This window comes from uncultured Cellulomonas sp. (assembly GCF_963527515.1).
Classification (GTDB): Bacteria; Actinomycetota; Actinomycetes; order Actinomycetales; family Cellulomonadaceae; genus Cellulomonas.
In genome coordinates this window covers 1-24,192 of the sequence record NZ_CAURTV010000051.1, presented here as the reverse complement: position 1 = coordinate 24,192, position 24,192 = coordinate 1, and the positions used below count along the sequence as shown (strand labels likewise).

The following is a 24,192-nucleotide window of genomic DNA, read 5'->3' as shown; positions in this document are numbered from 1 at the left end:
ACCCGACGATCACGCCGTCCGCGTACCCGGCGACCTCGGCGGCCTGCGCGGGGGTCGAGACCCCCACGCCGACGCACACGCGTGCGGCGCCGGCCGCGCGGGTCGCCCCGACCAGCTCGGCGGCACGGGTGCCGAGGGTCGCCCGCTCCCCCGTCACGCCCATGGTGGAGGCGGCGTAGACGAAGCCGCGCGACGCGGCCGCGGTCGACGCGAGGCGCTCGGGGGTCGAGCTGGGGGCCACGAGGAAGACGCGGTCGAGCCCGTGCGCGTCGGAGGCGGCGATCCAGTCGGCAGCCTCGTCGGGGATGAGGTCGGGGGTGATCAGGCCGGCTCCACCGGCCGCGGCGAGGTCGCGCGCGAACGCGTCGACCCCGTACCGGAGCACCAGGTTCCAGTAGGTCATGACCAGGACGGGCGCTCCGCGACCGGCCACCTGCTCGACCGCGCGGATCGTGTCCCCCACGCGGGTGCCGCCCGCCAGGGCCGCGTCGACCGCGCGCTGGATGAGCGGACCATCCATCACCGGGTCGCTGTACGGCATCCCGAGCTCGACGACGTCCACGCCGGCGTCGATCATCGTGCGGACCGCGGCCACGGACCCGTCGACGGTCGGGTAGCCGACCGGCAGGTACCCGACGAAGGCCGACCGGCCGAGCGAGTCCAGGTGCTCCGCGACCTGGGACCTCACCTCGACCGTCGGCGGTGCCGTGCTGGTCACAGCTGTTCTCCTTGGTCGGCGAGCACCACAGGCTCGTCCTCGATGAGGTCGAACCAGGCCGCGGCCGTCGCCACGTCCTTGTCACCACGCCCGGACAGGTTGATCAGCAGCACGGGCTCGTGGCCGTCGTCCCCGGTCCAGCCGGAGAGCTCCTCGCCCAGCTGGATCGCGCCGGCCAGGGCGTGCGCCGACTCGATGGCCGGGATGATGCCCTCGGTCCGGCACAGGATGCGGAACGCCTCCATGGCCTCGTCGTCGGTCACCGGCCGATAGTTGGCGCGCCCGATGTCGTGCAGCCACGCGTGCTCGGGACCGACGCTCGGGTAGTCCAGGCCGGCCGACACCGAGTGGCTGGGCAGCGTCTGGCCGTCCTCGTCCTGCAGGAGGTACGACTTGGCGCCGTGCAGCACGCCGGGCTGACCGCCCGAGAACCGCGCAGCGTGCCGTCCGGAGGAGATCCCGGCACCGCCGGCCTCGAAGCCGAACAGCCGCACGTCGGCGTCGTCGAGGAACGCGTTGAAGATGCCCATCGCGTTGGACCCGCCGCCGACGCACGCGGCGACGGCGTCGGGCAGCCGCCCGATCTCGTCGAGCAGCTGCGCCCGGGCCTCCTCGCCGATGATCTTGTGGAAGTCGCGCACCATCTCCGGGAACGGGTGCGGCCCGGTCACGGTGCCCAGCAGGTAGTGCGTGGTCTCGACGTTGGCCACCCAGTCGCGCAGCGCCTCGTTGATCGCGTCCTTGAGCGTCCTCGTGCCGATGGTCACGGGGACGACCTCGGCGCCGAGCAGCTTCATGCGCGCCACGTTGAGCGCCTGGCGACGGGTGTCCTCCTCGCCCATGTACACGACGCACTCGAGGTCGAGCAGGGCGGCCGCGGTCGCCGTCGCGACGCCGTGCTGGCCGGCGCCCGTCTCCGCGATCACCCGCGTCTTGCCCATGCGCTTGACCAGCAGGGCCTGCCCGAGCACGTTGTTGATCTTGTGCGACCCGGTGTGGTTCAGGTCCTCGCGCTTGAGGAACACCCGCACGCCCGGCGCGACGTGCTGCGCGAACCGGGGCACCTCGGTGAGCGGGCTCGGGCGGCCGGTGTAGGTGCGGTGCAGACGGGCGAGCTCGCGCCCGAACGCCGGGTCGGTCAGCGCCTTGTGGTACTCGGTGTCCAGCTCGTCCAGCGCCGCGATGAGCGCCTCGGGGACGAACCGGCCGCCGAACTCGCCGAAGTACGGCCCCGCGTGGGTGGACAGCGGACCGCTCGCGGTGGCCTCGAGCAGCTTGTCCGACAGCGGGCCGACCCCTGGCCGACCGGTCACTGGCGCACCGCCCGCAGGGAGGGGTGCGCACCTGCGGCGACGAGGTCAGCGACCGAGTCGCGCGGGGCGTCGTCCGTGACCAGCGCCTCCCCGACCAGGACGGCGTCGGCGCCGGCGCGCGCGTAGTCCATGACGTCGTGGGGGCCTCGGACGCCGGACTCGGCGATCTTCACGATGTGCGAGGGGATCGCGGGCGCGACGCGGGCGAACGTGGTGCGGTCCACCTCCAGCGAGCGCAGGTCGCGGGCGTTCACGCCGATCACCCGGGCTCCGGCGTCGGCGGCCCGGGCGACCTCCTCCGTGTCGTGCACCTCGACCAGGGCGGTCATGCCCAGGGAGTGCACGCGCTCCACCAGCGACTCCAGCACGGTCTGCTCGAGCGCGGCGACGATGAGCAGGACCAGGTCGGCGCCGTGCGCGCGCGCCTCCCAGACCTGGTAGGGCGTGACGACGAAGTCCTTGCGCAGGACGGGGATGTCGACCCGGGCGCGGACGGCGTCGAGGTCGGCGAGCGAGCCGTGGAACCGGCGCTCCTCGGTGAGCACCGAGATGACGGCCGCGCCGCCCTTCTCGTACTCGGCCGCGAGGGCGGCCGGGTCCTTGATCGTGGCCAGCGCACCCTTGCTGGGGCTGGACCGCTTGACCTCGGCGATGACCCGCACCGCATCCTCGGCGCGCAGGCGGCCGACGCACTCGATGGCCGACTCGCGACGCCGTGCCCGCTCCTTGACCGTCGCGAGCGGCGTGGCCTGCTCCCGGACGGCGAGGTCCTGCCTGACTCCCGCGACGATGTCGTCCAGCACGGTCATCGACAACTCACCTTCTCCCCCGGTCGGTTCCGGACCAGCTGCTCGCGCACTTTCCTGGCGATGGCCCGGTGCCACATCGTAGAACGGCCCGACAGTGACCCGGACCACAGGCCGCAGGGTGGGACGGGGGGCTCGTCAGGGGGCCAGCCACGGTGCCAGCGCCGGGACGTTGCGTGCGATCCCGAACCCGACGACGGCCACCAGCAGCACCCACGCCCCCCACACGGGTGCCGGCCGCGCGGCGCGTCCCCGCACCCGGCGGGCGAGCCACCGCGCCCAGAGCCCGACGACGACGGGCACGGCGAGCACCCACAGCGGGTTCATCGACCAGGCCCCCGCGAGGTCGCCGTGCGCGAGGTCGTGCGTCGCGCGCAGCCCGCCGCACGCCGGACACCACAGCCCGGTGAGCGCGTAGAGGGGGCACCCGCCGTAGCTGCCGTCCACGTGCGGGTCCCGCAGGGCGAGCACGACGGTCGCCGCGACCGCGACGGCGGCGGCCACCAGCGGGGCGGCCGCAGACGCACGACGGCCCGCCGCGTCCGGCGCAGGTGCGTCGGACGGGAGCGGGCCGGTCGGCTGGGACTGCGGACCGTCGTCGACGGTCGTCACGTCAGTTCGAGTAGGTGTAGCCGTCGTTGAACGCGTCCCGGAAGTCCTGGTTGGCGAACAGGATCGCGAACGCGATGATGCCGAGGATCGAGAGCACGATCGCGACCCAGCCGAGGATGATCCCGGCCGTGGCCATGCCGCCGTTGTTCGCCTCGCCGCGCGCGACCGCCTTCTTGGCGTTGTTGCCGACGATCACCGCGGGGATGCCGGTGAACAGGCCGCACGACAGGACGAAAGAGACGATGCCCAGCACCAGCGACCAGACGGCGAGGCTGTTCTTCGGGTACGGCGCCCCGTAGCCGGCCCCGGGCTGGCTGTAGCCACCGGGCGCCGTGCCGTACGGGGTGGCCGGCGCGTACTGCGGCGTGCCGGCGGCACCGGGGTACTGCGGCGCGCCGCTCGGGTACGGGGAGGGCGGCGGCGGGGCGGCCGGGTACTGCGGCGCCCCGGTCGGCTCCTGCGGCTGCTGGGGCGGCTGCGGGTCTCCGTCGTACGGGTTCTGCGGCTCGTTGGGGGTCGACATCGGTCCTCCTGGGTCGCGTGCGCTCGCCCGGTGCCGGGCGGCGGTGGAGCTGGACGGGTCAGTGCCCGCCGGTGCGTGCCTGTCGGGCCCGCGTCTTGTCGCCGCCCTGGCCGTGGCCGGCGGACTGCAGCACCTTGCCCCCGACCAGGACGAGCGCCAGCAGTCCGATGCCCACCCAGAAGAGCCAGACCTGGGCGAACAGCACGCCGAGACCGGCGATGACGAACGTGATGACCACGCCGTAGGTGGTGAACCACGCGGCGAGCGTCTTGCCGTGGTTGGTGGGGGCGGCCGTCGGCGGCAGGTGCATCGCCTCGGTCGTCGTGGCGTTCTGCGCGCGGTGCGCCAGGGTGTCGTCTGCCATGGTGGTGCCCTTCGTGCTCGGTTCTGGACCCACCCTATCGGACCGTCCGGGCGCTGCCCGGCAGCCGCCCGCGCAGGTCAGGACGGGTCGTCGCCCCGGCTGAGGGCGTCCCAGTCGGCCCGCTCGTCGGCCGCCGCCGGCGCCGCGCCACCCGCCGCGGTCTCGTGCCGCCGGGACGGCGAGGACCACGCGCGCGACGCCCGGACCAGCCAGCCGCCCGCCGCGACGTCGAGCACCCCCACGGCGACCGCGAGCCACGGCCAGAGGGTCGTCGCCACCGGGCCGGCGAGCCTGCCCACCCCGGTCTGCGCGGCGACCACAGGCGACACGACGGCGACCGGGTCTGCCGTGACGGCAAGCGTCGTGCCGACGACGAGCACCCCGCACGCGACGACCACGAGCGCGACCACCCAGCGACCCACCCGACCGACCAGGCCCACCGCGGCCCCCGCGGCGAGGACCGCGACCGCGGCCGCGAGGACGGCGGGGGCCACCTGCGTACCGGCGACCTCCACCGGGACCGCGCCCTGCAGGGCGGTGGTGCCGGTGGTCGTGAACCACGTCGGCACCGCGACGAGAGCGGTGACCCCCGCCAGCACGATCAGCACGCCGGCGGCACGGCCCCGCCCGGACCGACCCCGGTCGACGGTCCCGGCGACCGTCACGCCCCGGCCCGACGCAGCCGGGAGGCGATCTGCACCGCCCGCACCGCGGCGGCGGCCTTGTTGCGCGACTCCTCGTACTCCAGCGCCGGCACCGAGTCCGCGACGATCCCACCGCCGGCCTGGACGCTCGCGCGCCCGTCGCGGATCAGCGCGGTCCGGATCGCGATCGCCATGTCCATGTCCCCGGCGAAGTCGAAGTAGCCGACCGTGCCGCCGTAGATGCCGCGACGGGCCGGCTCGATCTCGTCGATGAGCGCGATGGCCCGCGGCTTGGGTGCGCCGGACAGGGTGCCCGCCGGGAACGTCGCCACCAGCGTCTGCAGGGCCGTCGCCCCCTCGCGCAGGCGGCCGACCACGGTGGAGCAGATGTGCATGATGTGCGAGTAGCGCTTGACCGCCATGAACTCGACGACCTCGACGCTCGCCGGCTCGCACACCTTGACCAGGTCGTTGCGGGACAGGTCGACCAGCATGATGTGCTCGGCTCGCTCCTTGGGGTCGGCCAGCACCTCGTCCTGCAGGCGCCGGTCCTCGTCGGGCGTCGCACCGCGGGGGCGCGAGCCGGCGATCGGGAAGGTCACCACCCGCCCGGACGTCACCTTGACCAGCGTCTCGGGGCTGGAGCCCACCACCGCGAAGTCCCGGCCGTCCGCGTCCTGCAGCTGCAGGTAGTACATGTACGGGCTCGGGTTGATGGTGCGCAGCACGCGGTAGACGTCCAGCGGCGCCGCCGGGCAGTCGAGGTCGAGGCGCTGCGAGAGGACGACCTGGAACACGTCGCCCTCGCGGATGGCCTCCTGGCCCGTGCGCACCGCGTCCTCGAACTCCTGCCGGGTGGACCGGAACGCCAGCTCCGGCTCGGCGACGTCCACCAGCACCGCCACCGCGCTCTCGGCGGGCTGCAGCAGCGCCGCCTGCATCGCGTCGAGCCGCGCGACGGCGTCCGTGTGGGCGTCGTCGACCCGCTCGTCCGTGTCGTCGAAGTTGATCGCGTTGGCGACGAGCCAGACCGAGCCGTCGTGGTGGTCGACCACCGCGAGGTCGGTGGCCAGCAGGAGCGTGAGCTCCGGGACGCCGAGCTCGTCCGGCGCCGCCGCGGGCAGCGTCGGCTCCCAGTGCCGCACGATGTCCCAGCCGAGCGCGCCCACGAGCCCGCTGGTCAGCGGCGGCAGCCCGGGGATCGCGGGCGTGCGCAGGGCGTCCAGGGTCCGCTCGAGGACGTCCAGCGCGTCGCCGTCCGTGGGCACCCCGACCGGGACGTCGCCCACCCACACCGCCGAGCCGTCCCGCACGGTGAGCGTGGCGCGCGAGCGCACGCCGACGAACGAGTAGCGGTCCCAGCTGCCGTCGGCCTCCGCGGACTCGAGGATGAACGTCCCCGGCCGGCCGGCCGCGAGCGTCCGGTACAGGCCCACCGGGGTGACGTCGTCGGCCAGCAGCCGGCGCACCACCGGGATGACCCGGCGGTCGCGGGCGAGGTCGCGGAACGCCTCGAGCGACGGCCACGTGCCACCCCAGGGGACCTCCGCCGCGACGACGTGCGCGGGCGCGGCGGTGGGCGCGGTGGTGGACGCGGTCATCGCGGGTCTCCGTTCTGCGTGGGACGGGTGCCGACGACGGCCGGCAGCGGGCCACCCGCGTCGAAGCAGGTGCGCGCGCCCGTGTGACAGGCGGCACCCACCTGGTCGACCTCGATCAGCAGCGCGTCACCGTCGCAGTCGAGGCTCACGGCCTTCACGTACTGGGCGTGCCCGGACGTGTCCCCCTTGCGCCAGTACTCCTGGCGCGAGCGGCTCCAGAACACTACGCGGCCGGTGGTCAGGGTGCGCCGCAGGGCCTCGTCGTCCATCCAGCCGAGCATGAGCACCTCGCGCGAGTCGTGCTGCTGCACGACTGCCGCCAGCAGGCCGTGGTCGTCGTGCTTCAGGCGCTCCGCGACGGCGGGGTCCAGGACGGGGGCTGCGGGGCTGGAGGACACGCCCCCGATCCTGCCACGGCGGGTCCGACGCCCCGGGCCCGTCCCACCGCGCGGTCAGCGCGTCTGGGACACCCACGCCGCGTGCATCGCCGCGTAGTGGCCGCCCCGGGCGACCAGGTCGTCGTGGCGGCCCACCTCGACCACGCGCCCCGCGTCGACCACCACGACGGTGTCGGCCGCCTCGGCCGTCGACAGCCTGTGCGCGATCGTCAGCGTGCTGCGCCCGCGCGTGAGCGACTCCAGCGCCCGGGCGATCCGCACCTCGGTGGCGGGGTCCACGGCGGACGTCGCCTCGTCCAGGAGCAGCAGGTCCGCCTCGGCCAGGTAGGCCCGGGCGAGCGCCACCAGCTGCCGCTCCCCCGCCGACAGGGACTCGCCGCGCTGGCCGACCGACGTGTCGAGGCCGTCGGCGAGCTCGTCCACCCAGCCGTCCAGGCCGAGCGCGTCGATCGCGTCCCGGATCCGGGCGTCGTCGTCCGCCGCCGTGGTCGTCCCGTCCTCGTGGCGCAGCCCGTACGCCACGTTCTGCGCGAGCGTGCCGTCGAACAGGAAGCCCTCCTGGGGCACGAGCACCACGCGTCGGCGCAGGTCGGCCAGCGGGACGTGCCGCAGGTCGACCCCGTCCAGCAGCACCGCGCCGTGGGTCGGGTCCATGAACCGCGCGACCAGCTTGGCGATCGTGGTCTTGCCGGACCCCGTGGCACCGACGACCGCGACCGACGAACCGGCGGGGATCGTCACGTCGACGTCCTCGAGCACCGGCGGGCCGTCCGGGTAGGAGAACCCGACACCGCGCAGCTCGACGTGCGCCGGGCCGCGCGGGCTGGGCACGCCGTCGGCACCGGCGTCGACCACCTCGACCGTGGTCTCCAGCACCCCCAGCACGCGCCGCCACCCGGCGATCGCGTTCTGCAGCTCGTTGAGGATCTCGGTCGCCATCTGCACCGGGCCGGTGAACAGCTGGACGAGGAACAGGAAGGCGAGCAGCCGACCGACGGACATCTCACCGGCGATCCCCAGGTACGTCCCCGCGACCACCACCAGGGCGAGCACCAGGTTGGCGACGAGCACACCGCTGGAGAAGACGAGCGCGACCAGGTTCTGCGCGCGCACCATGGCGCTGCGGGTGGCGGCGATCGCGGCGTCGACCCGCCGCTGCGTGCGCTCCCCGACCCCGTACGCGCGGATGGTCTCCGCACCGACGACCGCCTCGGACACGGCCCCGAGCATCGCGCCGACCCGCTCGCGCACCGCGGTGTACCGGCCGTTGACCCGCTTCTGCAGCGGCTGCAGGAGCACGAACAGCGGCACGAACCCGGCCCAGACGATGAGCGTCAGCTGCCAGGAGTAGACGGCCATGAGGACCGTGGCCACCCCGATCTGCAGCACCGAGACGAGCAGCATGATCCCGCCCCACTGCACGAACAGCGAGATCGTGTCGACGTCCGACGTGACGCGCGAGACCAGCGACCCGCGGCGCTCGGTGTTCTGCGTGAGCACGGACAGGTCGTGCACGTGCCGGAACGCGCGGGTGCGCAGCGCGAGCAGGCCGCTCTCGCTGGACCGGAACAGCCGCACGTTGACGTACGCCGAGCAGACCGCGCCGATCAGCAGACCGAGCGCCGCGAGGCCGGCGAGCGCCGCGACGCGGGGGACGTCGGGTCCGCCGTCGGCCAGGATCCCGGTGTCCACGGTCTGCTGCACGGCGATCGGCACGAGCACGCGGCCGACCGACGCGACCACCGCGAGCAGCACGGTGAGCTGCCAGCCGGCCAGCAGCTGCGGCGAGACCTGCACGCCACGACGCAGGGTGGCCAGGACGCCGAGGGTGCTGGCGGGGGCGAACCGGTGGCTCGGCTGGGTCGCGCTCACGTCAGGTCCTCCACGACCTCGAGGGCCTCCGCGTCCGCCGCCTCGGCGACCCGGCGCGCCGTCTCCTGCTCGTAGGCGGTGGCCAGCTCGCGGTACCCGGGGTCGCGGGCCAGGAGCTCGTCGTGCGTGCCGCGGTCGACCACGCGGCCGCCGTCGACGTGCACCACCTCGTCCGCCAGCAGGACCGACGACATCCGGTAGGCCACCAGGAGGACCGTCGGGCTGCCGGCCCCGCCGTCGCCGCGCAGACCGCGCAGGATCGCCTGCTCGATGCGCGGGTCCACCGCCGACGTGGCGTCGTCCAGGACGAGCACGGACGGACGCCGGACCAGGGCGCGGGCCAGGGCCAGGCGCTGCCGCTGCCCGCCCGACAGGTTGGCCCCGCGCTCACCGAGCGGCGCGTCGAGCCCGCCGGGCAGGGCCCGGACGACGTCGTCCACCCGGGCCAGGCGCAGCGCGTCCCACACGGCCTCGTCGTCGGGCGCCCCCGCCTCGCCCGCGTCGGCGAGCGTGACGTTCGACCGGACGGTGTCCTCGAAGATGAACGTGGACTGCGCGACGAGGGCGACGTGACGGGCGAGGTCGGCGGGCCGCACGTCCCGCAGGTCGAGCCCGTCCACGCGCACCGAACCGCGCGACGGGTCGGACAGCCTGCTGACCAGGGACACGAGCGTCGTCTTGCCGGCCCCCGTCGGACCCACCACGGCGACCGTGCGGCCCGCGGGCACGTCGAGGTCGACGTCGTGCAGCAGCTCCAGCTCGCCGCCACCGGGCAGCGCGACCGAGTGGCTCAGGCCCCGCAGCTCCACCCGCGCGCCGCCGACCGGCGACCACGGCGTGCTGCCGACGCTGAGCGCACCGTGGGAGTCGATCACGCGGGCGATGCGGTCGTAGCCGACCAGCCCGCGGGGCAGCTCCCCCAGGACCCAGCCGAACGCGCGCACCGGGACGGCGAGCAGGGTCAGCAGGTAGGCGGCGCCGACGACGTCGCCGGTCTCCACCCGGCCCGCGCGGATCTGGACGGTCCCCACCAGCAGCACCAGCAGCGTGCCGAGCCCGGGCAGCAGGTCGATGACCGGGTCGAACAGCGCGCGGACCACCCCGACGCGCACGTTCGCGTCCCGCAGCCGCGCGGCCCGCTCGGCGAACCGTGCCTCCTCACGCGCCTGGGTGCCCAGCGAGGTGACGAGCACGGCGGCCTCGAAGCTCTCGTGCGCGATGTCCGCGACCTCCGCGCGCAGCTGCTGCGCCTGGATCGCCGCCGGAGACATCCGCCGCTGGAACACCACGTTCGCGAGCACCGCCAGGGGCAGCACGACGAGGGCCGCCAGAGCGAGCCAGATGTCCGTGCGGACCAGCTGCACCGTGGCCACCACGATCATGACGACGACGCCGAGCGCGAAGGGCAGCGGGTTGAACACCGACGTCGCCGCCTCGACGTCCGCGCTCGCGTTGGACAGCAGCTGACCCGTCGGGTGCTGCCGGTGCCACGACATGGGCAGGCGCAGGTACTGCCGGGTGACGGCCGTGCGGTGGTCCTCCTGGATCAGCGCGAACCCACGGCCCGCGAACATCCGGCGACCGGCGACCGACACCGCGAGCGTCACCGCGACCAGCGCGATCGCCAGCCCGGCGAGCCAGATCCGGTCGCGCGCGGCGGCGGACCCGGACAGCGCCGGCACCACCACCTGGTCGGTGACCGCGCCGAGCACCCGGCTGACCCCGACCGTCAGCACACCGAACACCGCCGAGGTGCCGATGGCCAGGGCGTAGGTGCGCGGGTGCGCACGGATCCCGCGACCGATGAGCTGGACGGCACGTCGGGGCACGGATCCGGTGAGCGCCGCCGACCGCGGTGACTCGTCTCGCGTGGGCACGACAGGACCTTCCGTGGAGCTGATGGGGTGGCCGCCATCCTCTCATGTGCGCCGGCGCAGCCCCCGGCCCGCGGCGTCACCCGTCGCGTGCGATCCTGCGGTCATGACCTGGCACGAGATCGAGCGCGCGCAGCTGGCGCAGGCCCTGCGGGACGTCGCGCCGGACGCCCCGACGCTCTGCGAGGGCTGGCAGGCCCGGCACCTCGCGGCGCACGTCGTGCTGCGCGAGCACGCCCCGGTGGTGGCCGTCGGGATCGCGGTGCCCGTTCTGTCGGCCCGCGCCGAGGCGCGCATCGCCGCGCTCGCCGACCAGGCGGCGACCGAGGGGACGTACCGGGACCTGGTGTCCCGCGTGGCCGACAAGCCCGCACCGTGGCACCCGGCCGCCTGGGTGGCCGAGACCGCCAACGTCGTCGAGTTCTTCGTGCACACCGAGGACGTGCGACGCGGGGCCGGCCCTGTCCCGCCCCGCGACCTCGACAGGGACCACCTCGAGGCGCTGTGGAACCAGGTCCGGCGCTCGGGCGGGATGCGGCTGCGCCGGGTTCCTGTCGGTGTCGTGCTCGTCCGCGACGACGGCGTCCGGCACCACCTGCGCTCCCCGCGGGGTGAGCACGGCACCGTCGTCGTCCGCGGCGCCGTCGGAGAGCTCGTGCTCTACCTGTTCGGGCGAGGCGCGGCCGCCGACGTCCGGGTGGACGGGGCGCCGCACGACGTCGCGGCGATCGAGGGCGTGCTGCCCTCGCACTAGCCGGCGGGCTGCTCCGGGTGCCCGGTGGCCAGGATGTCGACGACGAAGGCGACGGTCTGGCCCGCCAGCTCCTCGCTGTCGGTCACGCCGAGGGCGTAGGTGGGCGGCACGACGAGCATCACCTGGCTCCCCACCGGCTGGTCGACCAGGCCCTCCGCCCACGCCCGCACGTCCTGCAGGGAGAAGGACACCGGCAGGCCGTGCGACCACGTCGAGTCGAACGCCTCGCCGGTGGTCCAGGCGAAGCCGGTGTACTGCACGGTGACCACGTCGTCCTCCGCCACCTGCTCGCCCGACCCGCGGACGAGCGGCTGCGCCACGAGCGTCGTCGGAGGCTCCGTCCCCGTCGCGGTGATCGAAGGGGCACCGGCCGCGTCGAGCGCGACGACCGGCAGCTCGGGGACCGCCGGCACCGGCACACCCTCGGCGCGGGTGGGCAGCACGTCGACCACGGTCACCGTCGGGTAGTTCGTCGCGCCCGATCCGCTGCCCGGGCTGACCTGGAGCAACCGGGCACCGACCTGCTGGCCGCGCAGCGTCTTGTACAGGTCCGTGCCCAGGTCCTCCTCCGTCAGCAGCATCGCCGTGGGGTTCGAGGAGTAGCTCTCCTTCACCAGCGACGCGTCCGTGGCGTCCTCCAGCCAGAAGTCGATGAGCACCGGAGCGCCCTCCACCAGCTCGGCGCCGGTGCCCGGCCAGATCTGCTCGGTCCGGGTCTCGTCCACCTGCAACGGGGTCAGGTAGGTGATCGTCGGCGCCTCACCGGGCTCGCCCGACACCGTCACCGCGGCCGGTTCCGAGTCCGGCGTCGTGCACCCCGCGAGGCTCATCAGCGCGATCGCCAGAGTGGCGGCCAGGGCCCGGCCCTGCAGTCGTGGCACGTCGTTCCTTCCGCTCCTGGGGTCCCGCCGGAGGCGCGCAGGACCGCCACACTGTACGACCTCGACCTGGACCGCCGTCCTGCTACATGGACTCGATGAGCCGGTCCACCCGCTCGTCGACGCTGCGGAACGGGTCCTTGCACAGGACCGTGCGCTGCGCCTGGTCGTTCAGCTTGAGGTGCACCCAGTCCACCGTGTAGTCCCGCCGGGCGTCCTGGGCGGCGCGCACGAAGTCGCCCCGCAGCTTGGCGCGGGTGGTCTGCGGCGGCACCGCGGTGGCCTCGAAGATCTCCAGGTCCGTGGTCACCCGCTCGACCATGCCGCGGGCCGCGAGCAGGTTGTAGAGGCCCTCGGTGCGGGAGATGTCGTGGTACGCCAGGTCGAGGCGCTGCACCCGCACGTCGGACAGCTCCAGGTCGTGCTTGGCGCGGTACCGCTCGATCAGCTTGTACTTGATGACCCAGTCCAGCTCGCGGTCCACCAGCGACAGGTCGCCCGTGCGCATCGCCCGCAGGCCCCGCTCCCACAGGTCGAGCACCTGCTTGTTCTCCGGGCTCGGACCACCCTCAGAGGCGAGGAAGTCCGTCACCCGGGTGAGGTACTCCTCCTGCAGGTCGATCGCGGTCACGGTCCGGCCGTTCGCCATGGTGACCGGGTGCATGCCCGTCAGGTCGTGGCTGATCTCCCGGATCGCGCGGATGGGGTTCTCCAGCGTCATCTCCCGCATGGGGACGCCGGCCTCGATCATCCGCAGCAGCAGGTCGGTGGTGCCGACCTTGAGCATCGTCGTGGTCTCCGACATCGACGAGTCGCCCACGATCACGTGCAGGCGGCGGTAGTGCTCGGCGTCGGCGTGCGGCTCGTCGCGCGTGTTGATGATGGGCCGTGACCGCGTGGTCGCGCTGGAGACGGCCTCCCAGATGTGGTCCGCGCGCTGGGACAGGCAGTACACGGCTCCCCGGGGCGTCGTGAGCACCTTGCCGGCGCCGGTGAGGATCTGGCGCGTGATGAGGAACGGCACCAGCACGTCGGACAGGCGCGAGAAGTCCCCCTGCCGGCGCACGAGGTAGTTCTCGTGGCAACCGTAGGAGTTGCCCGCGGAGTCGGTGTTGTTCTTGAACAGGTGGATGGTGCCCGGCAGGCCCTCGTGCTCGAGCCGCTGCTGCGCGTCCGCGACGAGCCCCTCGAGGATGCGCTCCCCCGCGCGGTCGTGCGTGACCAGCTGGCGCACGTCGTCGCACTCGGCGGTCGCGTACTCGGGGTGGGAACCGACGTCGAGGTAGAGCCGGGAGCCGTTGCGCAGGAAGACGTTCGACGAGCGGCCCCACGCGACGACCTTGCGGAACAGGTAGCGCGCGACCTCGTCGGCGGACAGCCCGCGGCCGTCCTGCGCGGCGCAGGTGACGCCGTACTCCGTCTCCAGGCCGAAGATCCGCCTGTCCATCGCCGTGCTCCCTTCGTCACCCGTGCCGTGTCCTCAGTCTGCGTCGAGAAGGTCCTTCAGCAGAGCCCCCGCGAGGCGCCGGAAGGTGCGCCGCGGGCGTGTCCGGTCGAGCACGGCGACCTCCAGCTGAGCCGCAGGGATCGCCCGTGCCTCGCCACCCTCCTCCGCCGGGGAGCCGAGCGTCCGCACCGCGAGCGCCAGCACCTCCGGCAGCGTCAGGCCCGCGCGCCAGTCCGTGGCCAGCAGCCCGCCGAGGCGCTCCGCCTGCCCGCCCATGACGACGTACCCGTGCTCGTCGGTCACCGACCCGTCGTAGGCGAGCCGGTAGATCTGGTCGCCCGCGGGCTCGCGCCCGACCTCGGCGACGACGATCTCCACCTCGAGCGGCTTGGACTCCGTGGTGAACGAGGTGCCCAGCGTCTGCGCGTACGCGTTGGCCAGGCCGCGGGCGGTCACGTCCTCGCGGTCGTAGGAGTAGCCGCGCAGGTCCGCGTAGCGCACGCCGGCCACCCGCAGGTTCTCGAACTCGTTGTACTTGCCGACGGCGGCGAAGCCGATGCGGTCGTAGATCTCGGAGATCTTGTGCAGCGCGCGCGAGGCGTTCTCCGTCGCGAACGCGATCCCGTCGTCGTACTGCAGGACCACGACCGACCGACCGCGGGCGATGCCCTTGCGCGCGTAGTCGGCCCGGTCCTTCATGAGCTGCTCGGGCGAGACGTAGAACGGCATGCTCATCGCGCGCCCCCTCGCCCCTCGTGCGTCTGCCGGCGCTCCAGCTCGACCTGGTCGGCCACCTCGCCCAGGTCGGCGTCGCTCACCCGCAGGTACCCGGACTCGGTCACCGTGGCGACGACGGGCCAGATCCTGCGCGTGTGGTCGGGGCCTCCCGTCGCGGAGTCGTCGTCGGCTGCGTCCACGAGCGCCTCCACGGCCACGCGCACCGCGGCGCCGGCGTCGAGACCCGGGCGCCAGAGCTTCTTGAGCGAGCCGCGCGCGAACACCGATCCCGAGCCCACCGCGTGGTGGTCGTGCTCCTCGTAGCGGCCGCCGGTGACGTCGTAAGAGAAGATCCGGCCGACGCGGCGGTCCAGGTCGAAGCCGCCGAACAGCGGCACGACCGCCAGCCCCTGCATCGCCATGCCGAGGTTGCCGCGGATCATCGTGGCCAGCCGGTTCGCCTTGCCGTCCAGCGACAGCAGGCTCCCCTCGATCTTCTCGTAGTGCTCGAGCTCGAGCTGGAACAGGCGGACCAGCTCGACGGCGAGGCCCGCGGTGCCGGCGATGCCGACCGCGGAGTACTCGTCGGCGGGGAACACCTTCTCGATCTCGCGGCTCGCGATCATCGAGCCCATGGTGGCCCGCCGGTCGCCGGCCATGACGACCCCGCCCTCGAACGCGAGGGCCACGATCGTGGTGCCGTGCGGTGCCAGCACGCCGGGGTCGGGCCGGTTACCCGGCAGCAGCGCAGGGGCGTGGCTGGACAGGAAGTCCATGAACGACGACGAGCCGGGGGTGGTGAACGCGTGCGGCAGTCTTCCCGACGAGGAACGGTCGGACGTGTCGTGTGAGCTCATCGGCGGTCACTGACCGCCCTTCTGGACGAAGCCGCGCACGAACTGCTCGGCGTTGGACTCCAGGACGTCGTCGATCTCGTCCAGCAGGGCGTCGACCTCCGCGTCACGGGCCTGCGCGCTCGCCGTGGCCGGGGCGGGCGTGTCCGGTCCGTCGTCCGGCTCTGCGTCCTCGCGGCGCGGGCGTACGTGTTCCTGACCAGCCATGGTGACCTCCCGGGGGTGCCGAACGACGTGCTCAGGCTCACCCTAGGCCCATCTTCCGACGGTCCCGGCCCGCGTGCCCACCGTGCGGACGGGCGGACGGTCGACGACGACGACCGCGGTGCGCCGACGCCCGCCGGTCGACCGTCAGGCGCCGAGGGCGTCCAGCAGCGCGGTCGCGTCCGGGCTGCGGTCCAGGAGGTCGCCGACGTGCGCCCGCGTGCCGCGCAGCGGGTCCCGCATGGGCACCCGCTGCAGCGTGGCCGCGCCGGGCACGTCGAAGACGACGGAGTCCCAGCTGGCCGCCGAGATCTCGCCGCCGTACCGCGCCACGGCCTCGCCGCGGAAGTACGCACGGGTGTCGTGCGGCGGGTGCACGACGGCGTCGGCCACGTCCTGGGCCGGCACCAGCAGCTCCACGGCACCCGCCTGCACGAGCCGGTGGTAGAGACCGCGCTCGGGCCGCACGTCGGACCACTGCAGGTCCATCGCCGCCAGCCGCGGGTGGTCCCAGGCCAGCCGGTCGCGCCGCCGCATGCCCTCCAGGAGCCGGAGCTTGGCCAGCCACTCGACCTCCCGCGCGCACGACGCCGGGTCGCTCTCCAGCCGGTCCAGCAGCGACTCCCAGCGCGCCAGCACGTCGGCGGTCTGCTCGTCGGGCGTATCGCCGACGTGGTCGAGGGCGGCACGGACGGCCGAGAGGTACTCGCGCTGGATCTCGAGCGCCGTCAGGCGGCGCCCGTCCAGCAGCTCGAGCCGGGTGGTGAGCGTCAGGTCGTGGCTCACGAGGTGGACGGCCTGCACGGGGTCGCGCAGCGTGAGCCGGTCGACGGCGGCCAGCGCTCCCCCGGCGCCGCCCTCGGCCACCGCCCGCTCGATCAGCCACAGGACCAGCGAGGTGGTGCCGAGACGGAGGTACGTGGCCACCTCGAGCATCGTGGCGTCACCGATGATCACGTGCAGCCGCCGCCAGCGGTCCGGGTCCGCGTGCGGCTCGTCGCGCGTGTTGACGATCGGCCGGCGCAGCGTGGTCTCCAGGCCGATCTCGGCCTCCATGTAGTCCGCACGCTGGGAGAGCTGGAAGCCCGGCTCCTCGCCGCGCTGGCCGAGGCCCACCCGGCCGGCCCCGGTGAAGACCTGGCGCGTCACGAAGAACGGGATCAGCCGCGCGGCGAGGTCGTTGAACGGGACCGCGCGGTCCACGAGGTAGTTCTCGTGCATGCCGTAGGTGGCACCCTTGCCGTCCACGTTGTTCTTGTAGAGCGCGACGTCCGGCAGCGCCGCGGTCGACGCGAGAGCGCGGACCGACGCGAGCATGACGCGCTCGCCTGCCCGGTCCCAGCGGACGGCGTCGAGCGGGTTGGTGACCTCCGGCGAGGAGTACTCCGGGTGCGCGTGGTCGACGTAGAGGCGCGCACCGTTGGTGAGGATGACGTTGGCGGCGCCGGGGTCCTCGTACTCCTCGGTCGTCGCACGGGGCAGGGCCTGTGGCCCGTCAGCTGCTCGCCCGTCCCCTGAGGGCGCCGGCACGTCCGGGTCGTCCGTGAGCAGCGACGGGTGGGCCGACGCGCGCTGCAGGTGGAAGCCGCGGGCGTCGTGCAGCGGGTCCTCGTCGTCGTAGTCCCACCGGGCCTTGGTGCGTGACCCCTCGCGCGCGGCCGCGTGCACCGCGACCACGTGGCTGGACAGCAGCATGGGGTTGGCCAGCGGGCGGCCGGGCTGGAGGATCCCGTACTCGGTCTCGATCCCCATCACGCGGCGCACGGTCACGCGTCCACCCTAGGACGGCGTGGCCGTGCGCCGGGTCGAGCGTCCGTCAGAGGTACTGCCCCGTGCTGGTCACCGTCTCGATGGTGCGCGAGCCCTCGGCGCCCTTCTTGCCCTGCACGATGGTCCGGATGAAGACGATGCGCTCACCCTTCTTGCCGGAGATGCGCGCCCAGTCGTCCGGGTTGGTGGTGTTGGGCAGGTCCTCGTTCTCGCGGAACTCGTCCACGCACGCAGTGAGCAGGTGGTCGACGCGGATGCCGCGCTGGCCGGTGCTGAGGAAGTCCTTGATCGCCGACTTCTTGGCCCGGTCGACCACGTTCTGGATCATCGCGCCCGAGTTGAAGTCCTTGAAGAACAGGACCTCCTTGTCGCCGCTGGCGTACGTGACCTCGAGGAACCGGTTCTCGTCGCTCTCGGTGTACATGCGCTCGACCACCCGGGTGATCATGGCCTCCACCGCAGCCGTGACGGACCCGCCGTGCTCGGCGATGTCGTCCGGGTGGATGGGCAGCGTCGGCACCAGGTACTTGCCGAAGATCTCCCGCGCGCCCTCGGCGTCCGGGCGCTCGATCTTGATCTTCACGTCGAGGCGGCCGGGCCGCAGGATGGCCGGGTCGATCATGTCCTCGCGGTTGGAGGCCCCGATGACGATGACGTTCTCCAGCCGCTCGACGCCGTCGATCTCGCTCAGCAGCTGCGGCACGATCGTGGTCTCGACGTCGCTGGACACGCCCGTCCCGCGGGTGCGGAACAGCGACTCCATCTCGTCGAAGAAGACGACGACCGGGTGCCCCTGCGACGCCTTCTCGCGCGCCCGGGCGAAGATCAGCCGGATGTGCCGCTCGGTCTCCCCGACGTACTTGTTGAGCAGCTCCGGGCCCTTGACGTTGAGGAAGAAGCTCTTGGTGTCCGCGGTTGCCTCCCCGCGCGCCGCCGCCGCGGTGGCCGCGAGGGAGTGGGCGACCGCCTTGGCGATGAGCGTCTTGCCGCACCCGGGCGGCCCGTACAGCAGCACGCCCTTGGGGGGCTTGAGGCCGTGCTCGCGGAACAGCTCGGGGTGCAGGAAGGGCAGCTCCACGGCGTCGCGGATGGCCTCGATCTGCGGGCCCAGGCCACCGATGTCCTTGTAGTCGATGTCTGGCACCTCCTCGAGCACCAGCTCCTCGACCTCGGCGCGCGGGATGACCTCGAACACGAAGCCGCTGCGCGAGTCGATGGTCAGGGCGTCGCCGATCCGCACGTGCGCGTCGCGGACCTGTCCCGCGAAGCGCACGACGCGCTCCTCGTCACCGCGGCCGACCACCAGGGCGCGGTCCGTGCCGAGCAGCTCCTTGACCGTGACGAGCTCGCCGACCTCCTCGTAGCCGCCGGCCTCGACCACGGTGAGGGCCTCGTTGAGCATGACCTCCTGACCGGGACGCAGGCGGGAGACGTCGAGGGTGGGACTGGCGCCGACGTGCATCTTGCGTCCTGCCGACACGATGTCCACGGTGCCGTCGGCGCGCGAGGCCAGGAAGGTCGCGTAGGTGCCGGGCGGCTTCGCCAGGTCGTCCACCTGCCGCCTGAGGTCGAGGATCTGCTCGCGGGCGGCCACGAGGGCGTCGCTGAGCCGCTCGTTCTTGGCCGCGAGCACCGTCAGCTCGCGGTGCAGGTCCCGCCCAGGGGCTGCCGGATCGGTCATCTCGTCGGCCTCCGTTCCGTCGCGCGTGGTCGCTGTTCCGTCCCCGCCGTGCACGGCTCTGTGCCTGCTGGTCCGACGACCCTAACCACCAGTGTCAACACACGGAGCCCGACGCGCGCGGAGCTTCTCAGGTGGTGGGCGCCTGGCCGACGTCGCGGCGCGCCCGGCGCAGCTTCTTGTCCGAGACCAGCCGCTCGCCCATCGCCTCCGGCGACCAGAGCTCGGAGTCGTCGACGGCGGGGGCCCCGTCGGGGGCCACGGGGTAGGCGCCCTTGGCGGGCCGGCGCCGACGCTGCGGCGCCTCGACGCCGTCGGCGAGCCGGCGCGTGGTGAGCAGGAAGCCGGTGTGCCCGATCATCCGGTGCTGCGGGCGCACGGCCAGGCCCTCGAGGTGCCAGCCGCGCACCATCGACTCCCACGCCTCCGGCTCGGTGTACCGGCCGTCGCTGCGGATGTCCTCGGCCAGCCGGGACAGCTGGGTGGTGGTCGCGACGTAGGAGATGAACACGCCGCCCGGCGCGAGGGCGTCGGCGACCGCGTCGAGGTTCTCCCAGGGAGCGAGCATGTCCAGCACGACGCGGTCGATGCTGCCGGGCTCCGCCACGGTGGGCAGGACGTCCGAGAGGTCGCCGACGGACAGCTGCCACGCCGGGTGCGGCCCGCCGAAGAAGCCCTCGACGTTGCCGCGGGCGATCGCCGCGAAGTCCTCGCGCCGCTCGATCGAGTGCAGCGAGCCCGCGTCGCCGACCGCGCGCAGCAGCGACATGGTCAGCGCGCCCGAGCCCACCCCGGCCTCGATGACGCGCGCGCCCGGGTAGATGTCCGCCATGGCGACGATCTGCCCGGAGTCCTTGGGGTAGACGACCGCGGCGCCGCGCGGCATGGACAGCACGTAGTCGGCGAGCAGCGGGCGCACGGCCAGGTACTCGATGCCGGCGGTGTTGCGGACCACCGAGCCCTCGGGCGCGTCGAGGAGCAGGTCGTGGCTGAGGTAGCCGCGGTGCGTGTGGAACGAGGCGCCCTCGGCGAGCGTGATCGTGTGCAGCCGCCCTCGCGGGTCGGTGAGCTGCACGCGGTCGCCCGCACGGAAGAGGCCGCGACGCTGCGCGGCCCCGGTGGACGTCTGGTCGGGGTTCACGGTGCCCGAGTCTAGGAGCGGATCGCGGCGACGACGTCCATCGCGCGGATCAGCCCGACCACGCGGCCGTCGACGAGGGCCACCACCACGGGCGAGTGCTCGGTGGCCCGTCCCACGGCGGCCACCAGGGCCTGCCCGGTGAGGAGCCCGTCGACCTGGGCACCGCCGGGCAGCGGGACGGCGACCGCGGTGACCGGCGTGGTGCCCGCGGCGTCCGGGGGCACCGAGGCGGCCGCCGCACGGTCCACGTAGGCCGCCGGTCGGCCGTCCGGCGACAGGATGACGACCTCCTGCGCGCCGGCCGCGGCCGCGAGCGCACCGGCGTGCGCGATCGACTCGCTGTGCCCGACGCCGATCGCCGGGCGGCCCACCGAGCCGACGGTGAGCAGGCCGACGGCCTTCTGCGTGCGTCCGCCGCGCACCGCGGCGGACGCCCCGGACCAGAGGAACGCCCCGACGAGGGCGGCCCAGACGACGTCGTACAGCTCGGGCTGCCGACCGGACGCCAGCGGCCGGACGAGCGCCCAGACGAACACGCCGACCGCGACGACCCGGCCCACCCACCCGGCAGCGACCGTGCCGGTGTGCCGGTTCTTGGTCACCGCCCAGACGGCCGCCTCGAGCAGGTACCCGCCGTCGAGCGGCAGGCCGGGGACGAGGTTGAAGAGCCCGACGAACGCGTTGGCGAGGCAGCCCGACCACAGGAGCAGCCCGACCAGGCTGCTCGAGTCCGTGCCCTGCGCGAGCGCGAGGAACCCGGCGGCGAGCACCAGGTTGGCCACCGGTCCCACCACGGCGATGAGCGCGCTGCTGCCCGGCGTCGGCGTCGCGCCGCCGAACGCGGTGTGCCCGCCCCAGAGCGTGAGGACGAACTCGCGCGGCTGCTGCCCGCGGGCGCGCGCCATGAACCCGTGCGCGAGCTCATGGACCAGCACGGAGGCGAACAGCAGGACGACGAACCCGAGCGCGACGACGTAGACGAGCCCGCCGAGGTCCCCGGCGCGGGCGCGCACCGTCGGCGCGAAAATCAGGGTCAGGACCACCGCGGCGATCAGCCAGCTCGGCGCCAGGATGATCGGGGCACCGGCGACGCGACCGATCACCCAGCCGGAGGACCGTCGTGCGGGGGGTCGAGGGGTGCTCACCGGTCCAGAGTAGGTGCCGCGGGTGGGTCGGTGACCGCCGGTGTGGGTAGCCCCGCCTACGCTCGAGGGGTGACGGTGCAGCACCTCGACGAGACGTCCCCCACCCCCGCGGCCGACGCGGAGGCCTCGGTCGACGACGCCGTGGAGACCGCGGTCGAGGTCGCGGTCGAGGAGGCCGCGAGCGTGCGCCCGCCGTCCCGGCCGGGGCTGTCCCCGTCGCGGGCCAACGACTTCCTGCAGTGCCCGCAGCTGTTCCGGTTCCGCGTGATCGACCGGCTGCCGGAGCCGCCCAGCCCCGCGGCGGCCCGCGGGACGCTGGTGCATGCCGTCCTGGAGCACCTGTTCGACCTGCCCGCCACGGAGCGCACGCTCGCCGCCGCGCACGGGCTGCTCCCCGACCAGTGGGCCGCGCTCCTGGAGCGCTCGCCGCAGGTGGGCGAGCTGTTCGCCGAGCCGGCCGAGCTCGCCGAGTGGCTCATCAGCGCGGAGGCGCTCCTCGCGACGTACTTCACGCTCGAGGACCCCACCCGGATCGAGCCGCGCGAGCGCGAGCTGCTCGTCTCGACCGAGCTGGACGAGGGCGGACCGCAGCTGCGCGGCATCGTCGACCGGGTCGACGTGGCACCCAACGGCTGGGTCCGCGTCGTCGACTACAAGACCGGCCGGTCGCCGCGCGCCGGGTTCGAGAGCTCCGCGCTGTTCCAGATGCGCTTCTACGCCTACGTCATCTGGCGCACGCGCGGGGTGCTGCCCAAGCGCCTGCAGCTCGAGTACCTCGGTGACGGCGTGGTGCTCACGCACGAGCCGACGGAGCCCGAGATGGCCACCATCGAGGCGCGGGTGCGCTCCATCTGGGCGGGCATCGAGGCCGCGGCGCGGTCGGGCGACTGGCGGCCGCGCACCTCGAAGCTCTGCGAGTGGTGCTCGTTCAAGGCGATCTGCCCGGCGTTCGGCGGCACCCCCCCGCAGATCCCGGAGGGTGCGGTCGAGCGGTCGATCGGCGTGGTCCCGACGGCGGCCTGAACCGTCAGCTGGCCCGGCGCAGGTCGAGCACCTCACCGCGGACGATGCGGGCGAGGGCGGGCAGCGTGAGGTCGGCCAGCGATGCGACGCGGCTGAGGCCGGGCCGCGCGGCGATCGGCTGCATGACCTCGATGGCCACCGCGCGGGCGCCGGACGCGACGGCTGACGCGATGCCGGCGCCCGAGTCCTCGACGGCGACGCAGTCGCCGATGTCGACGCCGAGCAGCCGTGCCGCGGTCAGGTACGGCTCGGGGTCGGGCTTGGGTCGCGCCACCTCGTCGCCGCTCACCACCACGTCGAACACGCCGGCGGCGGCGGCGAACGGCTCGGCCAGGCTCCGGTAGGACGAGGTGACCAGCGCCATCGGCACCCCGGCGGCCCGCAGGTCCGCGAGCACCTGCTCGGCACCCGGCTGCCACGGGATCTCGGCGGCGACGGCCGCGCCGACACGCGTGTTGAGGAAGTCGACGATCTCGTCGGGCGCGAGGACGACCCCGTGCTCCTGCAGCCGCACCGCGGACACCAGCATCGGGTTGCCCACGAGGGACAGGCCGTCCTCGTAGGTCCAGACGCCGCCGTGCGCCTCGACCAGCTCGGTCTCGGCGCGCATCCAGTGCGGCTCGGTGTCCAGCAGCGTCCCGTCCATGTCCCACAGGACGGCGGAGGGCAGGACGAGGTCGGCGAGGTGGCGAGGCATCGGTCCATCGTACGAGCGCTGCACAGCGGCCTGCGACGCGCGGGAACGCCCGTCGGTGGTCGTCGGTCCGGCTCGCTCTAGTCTGGCCTGATGAGCGACACCCCGTCGGCCGACCTCCCTGTCCGCGAGACCGTGCTGCTCGCGGCGTTCGAGGGGTGGAACGACGCCGGGTCGGCCGCCACCCAGGCCCTCGAGCACCTGCACGAGGTCTGGGACGCCGAGCAGGTGGACGAGCTGGACCCGGAGGAGTACCACGACTTCCAGGTGAACCGGCCGGTGGTCGGTCCCGGACCGGACGGCCGACGCGAGATCACGTGGCCCACCACCGCCGTCGCCGTCGCGACCGCCCCGGCCACCGGCCGCCGGGTGGTGCTGGTGCACGGCATCGAGCCCTCCATGCGGTGGCGCCGGTACTGCACCGAGCTGCTGGACATCGCCGCGGGGCTCGGCGTCGACACCGTGGTCACCGTCGGCGCGCTGCTGGCGGACGTCCCCCACACGCGCCCCATCCCCGTGAACACGACCAGCGACGACGCGAGCGTCCGGGACCTCTTCCACCTCGAGCCCAACACCTACGAGGGTCCGACCGGCATCGTCGGCGTCCTGCAGCACGAGGCGGCCGCGCGCGGGATGCGTTCCATGTCCCTGTGGGCGGCGGTCCCGCACTACGTCGCGCACCCGCCGTCGCCCAAGGCGACGCTGGCCATCCTGCACCGCATCGAGCAGCTGCTCGGCGAGCCGATCGCCCTGGGCGAGCTGCCCGACGACTCGGCGGCGTGGCAGCACGGCGTCGACGAGCTGGCCTCGGAGGACGCGGAGATCGGCGAGTACGTGCACCAGCTCGAGGAGGCCAAGGACACGGCCGACCTCCCGGAGGCCAGCGGCGAGGCGATCGCCCAGGAGTTCGAGCGCTACCTGCGCCGCCGCGACAAGGGCACGGGCGGCTGAGCCTCCGTCACAGGCGGATGCCCAGCAGGGCGTCCAGGGTGCGGCTGATGACGCCGGGGGCGCCCTCCACCGGGTCGGCGGTGCCGGCCAGCGACAGGTCCGACCACGCGTCGATCAGCGCGAGCGCTGCGGGGGTGTCCAGGTCGTCGGCGAGCGCCGCGCGCACGCCGGCGAGCGCGGCGTCGGCGTCGGGGCCGCCGTTGCCGGACAC

General features: G+C 73.8%; 24 protein-coding genes and 1 pseudogene. 3 read left to right on the top strand and 22 right to left on the bottom strand.

Annotation, left to right across the window (positions count from 1 at the left end; translation table 11 throughout):
* The 11 genes from trpA to RYN42_RS12435 all read right to left on the bottom strand — a co-directional run.
* Positions 1 to 718 (bottom strand): tryptophan synthase subunit alpha (gene trpA, locus RYN42_RS12485; RefSeq protein ID WP_399552478.1); only part of this gene is annotated, 718 nt, incomplete at its 3' end.
* Positions 715 to 1,992 carry a tryptophan synthase subunit beta gene (gene trpB / locus RYN42_RS12480; RefSeq protein ID WP_315096576.1) on the bottom strand — a complete coding sequence of 426 codons (1,278 nt, stop codon included), beginning with the start codon at positions 1,990 to 1,992 and terminating at the stop codon, positions 715 to 717. The genes trpA and trpB, both read right to left, overlap by 4 nt.
* A gap of 35 nt (positions 1,993 to 2,027) precedes the next feature.
* Positions 2,028 to 2,840 carry an indole-3-glycerol phosphate synthase TrpC gene (trpC, locus tag RYN42_RS12475; protein WP_315096572.1) on the bottom strand — a complete coding sequence of 271 codons (813 nt, stop codon included), beginning with the start codon at positions 2,838 to 2,840 and terminating at the stop codon, positions 2,028 to 2,030.
* Between the two features lie 135 nt (positions 2,841 to 2,975).
* Positions 2,976 to 3,449, bottom strand: a complete 474-nt coding sequence (locus RYN42_RS12470; RefSeq protein WP_315096570.1) for a DUF2752 domain-containing protein — start codon at positions 3,447 to 3,449, stop codon at positions 2,976 to 2,978.
* Between the two features lies 1 nt (position 3,450).
* Entirely contained in the window at positions 3,451 to 3,972 is a 522-nt protein-coding gene (locus RYN42_RS12465; protein WP_315096568.1) for a DUF4190 domain-containing protein, read from the bottom strand.
* 58 nt (positions 3,973 to 4,030) lie between these two features.
* Positions 4,031 to 4,336, bottom strand: a complete 306-nt coding sequence (locus tag RYN42_RS12460) for an HGxxPAAW family protein (RefSeq protein ID WP_315096566.1) — start codon at positions 4,334 to 4,336, stop codon at positions 4,031 to 4,033.
* Positions 4,337 to 4,413: 77 nt separating this feature from the next.
* On the bottom strand, positions 4,414 to 4,944 hold the full coding sequence (locus RYN42_RS12455; RefSeq protein WP_315096564.1) for a Trp biosynthesis-associated membrane protein: 531 nt from the start codon (positions 4,942 to 4,944) through the stop codon (positions 4,414 to 4,416).
* A gap of 53 nt (positions 4,945 to 4,997) precedes the next feature.
* Positions 4,998 to 6,581, bottom strand: a complete 1,584-nt coding sequence (locus RYN42_RS12450) for an anthranilate synthase component I (RefSeq protein ID WP_315096562.1) — start codon at positions 6,579 to 6,581, stop codon at positions 4,998 to 5,000.
* Complete coding sequence (gene hisI / locus RYN42_RS12445; protein ID WP_315096560.1) at positions 6,578 to 6,979, bottom strand: phosphoribosyl-AMP cyclohydrolase; 402 nt, start codon at positions 6,977 to 6,979, stop codon at positions 6,578 to 6,580. Before hisI ends, RYN42_RS12450 begins: the two co-directional genes overlap by 4 nt.
* Before the next feature lie 54 nt (positions 6,980 to 7,033).
* Positions 7,034 to 8,851: an ABC transporter ATP-binding protein gene (locus RYN42_RS12440; protein WP_315096559.1), complete on the bottom strand. Its 1,818-nt coding sequence runs from the start codon at positions 8,849 to 8,851 to the stop codon at positions 7,034 to 7,036.
* Positions 8,848 to 10,728, bottom strand: a complete 1,881-nt coding sequence (locus RYN42_RS12435) for an ABC transporter ATP-binding protein (RefSeq protein ID WP_315096557.1) — start codon at positions 10,726 to 10,728, stop codon at positions 8,848 to 8,850. Before RYN42_RS12435 ends, RYN42_RS12440 begins: the two co-directional genes overlap by 4 nt.
* 103 nt (positions 10,729 to 10,831) lie before the next feature.
* On the opposite strand from RYN42_RS12435, the gene RYN42_RS12430 reads away from it, so the two are divergent.
* A complete protein-coding gene (locus tag RYN42_RS12430; protein WP_315096555.1) occupies positions 10,832 to 11,479 on the top strand; it encodes a TIGR03085 family metal-binding protein in 648 nt (215 codons plus the stop codon).
* Here the strand turns inward: RYN42_RS12430 and RYN42_RS12425 are convergent.
* The 9 genes from RYN42_RS12425 to RYN42_RS12385 all read right to left on the bottom strand — a co-directional run bounded on the left by RYN42_RS12425 (position 11,476) and on the right by RYN42_RS12385 (position 21,313).
* Entirely contained in the window at positions 11,476 to 12,360 is an 885-nt protein-coding gene (locus tag RYN42_RS12425) for an FKBP-type peptidyl-prolyl cis-trans isomerase (RefSeq protein ID WP_315096553.1), read from the bottom strand. The genes RYN42_RS12430 and RYN42_RS12425 overlap by 4 nt on opposite strands.
* A gap of 82 nt (positions 12,361 to 12,442) precedes the next feature.
* Positions 12,443 to 13,804 (bottom strand): Pup--protein ligase, encoded by a 1,362-nt coding sequence (gene pafA, locus RYN42_RS12420; protein WP_315096552.1) that lies wholly within the window; start codon positions 13,802 to 13,804, stop codon positions 12,443 to 12,445.
* Between the two features lie 33 nt (positions 13,805 to 13,837).
* On the bottom strand, positions 13,838 to 14,539 hold the full coding sequence (gene prcA, locus RYN42_RS12415) for a proteasome subunit alpha (protein WP_315096551.1): 702 nt from the start codon (positions 14,537 to 14,539) through the stop codon (positions 13,838 to 13,840).
* A complete protein-coding gene (prcB, locus tag RYN42_RS12410; RefSeq protein WP_315096550.1) occupies positions 14,536 to 15,378 on the bottom strand; it encodes a proteasome subunit beta in 843 nt (280 codons plus the stop codon). The genes prcA and prcB overlap by 4 nt, the downstream gene beginning before the upstream one ends.
* Before the next feature lie 6 nt (positions 15,379 to 15,384).
* Positions 15,385 to 15,582 (bottom strand): ubiquitin-like protein Pup, encoded by a 198-nt coding sequence (locus RYN42_RS12405; RefSeq protein WP_315096549.1) that lies wholly within the window; start codon positions 15,580 to 15,582, stop codon positions 15,385 to 15,387.
* Between the two features lie 144 nt (positions 15,583 to 15,726).
* Positions 15,727 to 17,349 (bottom strand): depupylase/deamidase Dop, encoded by a 1,623-nt coding sequence (gene dop, locus RYN42_RS12400; protein ID WP_315096547.1) that lies wholly within the window; start codon positions 17,347 to 17,349, stop codon positions 15,727 to 15,729.
* 46 nt (positions 17,350 to 17,395) lie between these two features.
* Positions 17,396 to 19,030 carry a proteasome ATPase gene (gene arc / locus RYN42_RS12395; RefSeq protein ID WP_315096545.1) on the bottom strand — a complete coding sequence of 545 codons (1,635 nt, stop codon included), beginning with the start codon at positions 19,028 to 19,030 and terminating at the stop codon, positions 17,396 to 17,398.
* A gap of 127 nt (positions 19,031 to 19,157) precedes the next feature.
* Complete coding sequence (locus RYN42_RS12390; protein ID WP_315096543.1) at positions 19,158 to 20,168, bottom strand: tRNA (adenine-N1)-methyltransferase; 1,011 nt, start codon at positions 20,166 to 20,168, stop codon at positions 19,158 to 19,160.
* Positions 20,169 to 20,179: 11 nt separating this feature from the next.
* The gene (locus tag RYN42_RS12385; protein ID WP_315096542.1) at positions 20,180 to 21,313 is read right to left on the bottom strand and encodes a site-2 protease family protein; all 1,134 of its coding nucleotides are present in this window, start codon (positions 21,311 to 21,313) and stop codon (positions 20,180 to 20,182) included.
* Positions 21,314 to 21,496: 183 nt separating this feature from the next.
* Here RYN42_RS12385 and RYN42_RS12380 point away from each other — a divergent pair, with 183 nt between their 5' ends.
* On the top strand, positions 21,497 to 22,336 hold the full coding sequence (locus tag RYN42_RS12380) for a PD-(D/E)XK nuclease family protein (RefSeq protein WP_315096574.1): 840 nt from the start codon (positions 21,497 to 21,499) through the stop codon (positions 22,334 to 22,336).
* 4 nt (positions 22,337 to 22,340) lie between these two features.
* Here RYN42_RS12380 and RYN42_RS12375 read toward each other — a convergent pair whose 3' ends face one another.
* Positions 22,341 to 23,033: an HAD family phosphatase gene (locus RYN42_RS12375; RefSeq protein ID WP_315096540.1), complete on the bottom strand. Its 693-nt coding sequence runs from the start codon at positions 23,031 to 23,033 to the stop codon at positions 22,341 to 22,343.
* Positions 23,034 to 23,123: 90 nt separating this feature from the next.
* On the opposite strand from RYN42_RS12375, the gene RYN42_RS12370 reads away from it, so the two are divergent.
* Positions 23,124 to 23,981, top strand: coding sequence for a PAC2 family protein (locus RYN42_RS12370; RefSeq protein WP_315096538.1), 858 nt, complete (start codon positions 23,124 to 23,126; stop codon positions 23,979 to 23,981).
* Positions 23,982 to 23,988: 7 nt separating this feature from the next.
* On the opposite strand, the pseudogene RYN42_RS12365 reads toward RYN42_RS12370, so the two are convergent.
* Positions 23,989 to 24,192: pseudogene (locus RYN42_RS12365) on the bottom strand (cysteine--1-D-myo-inosityl 2-amino-2-deoxy-alpha-D-glucopyranoside ligase); the annotation flags it as partial.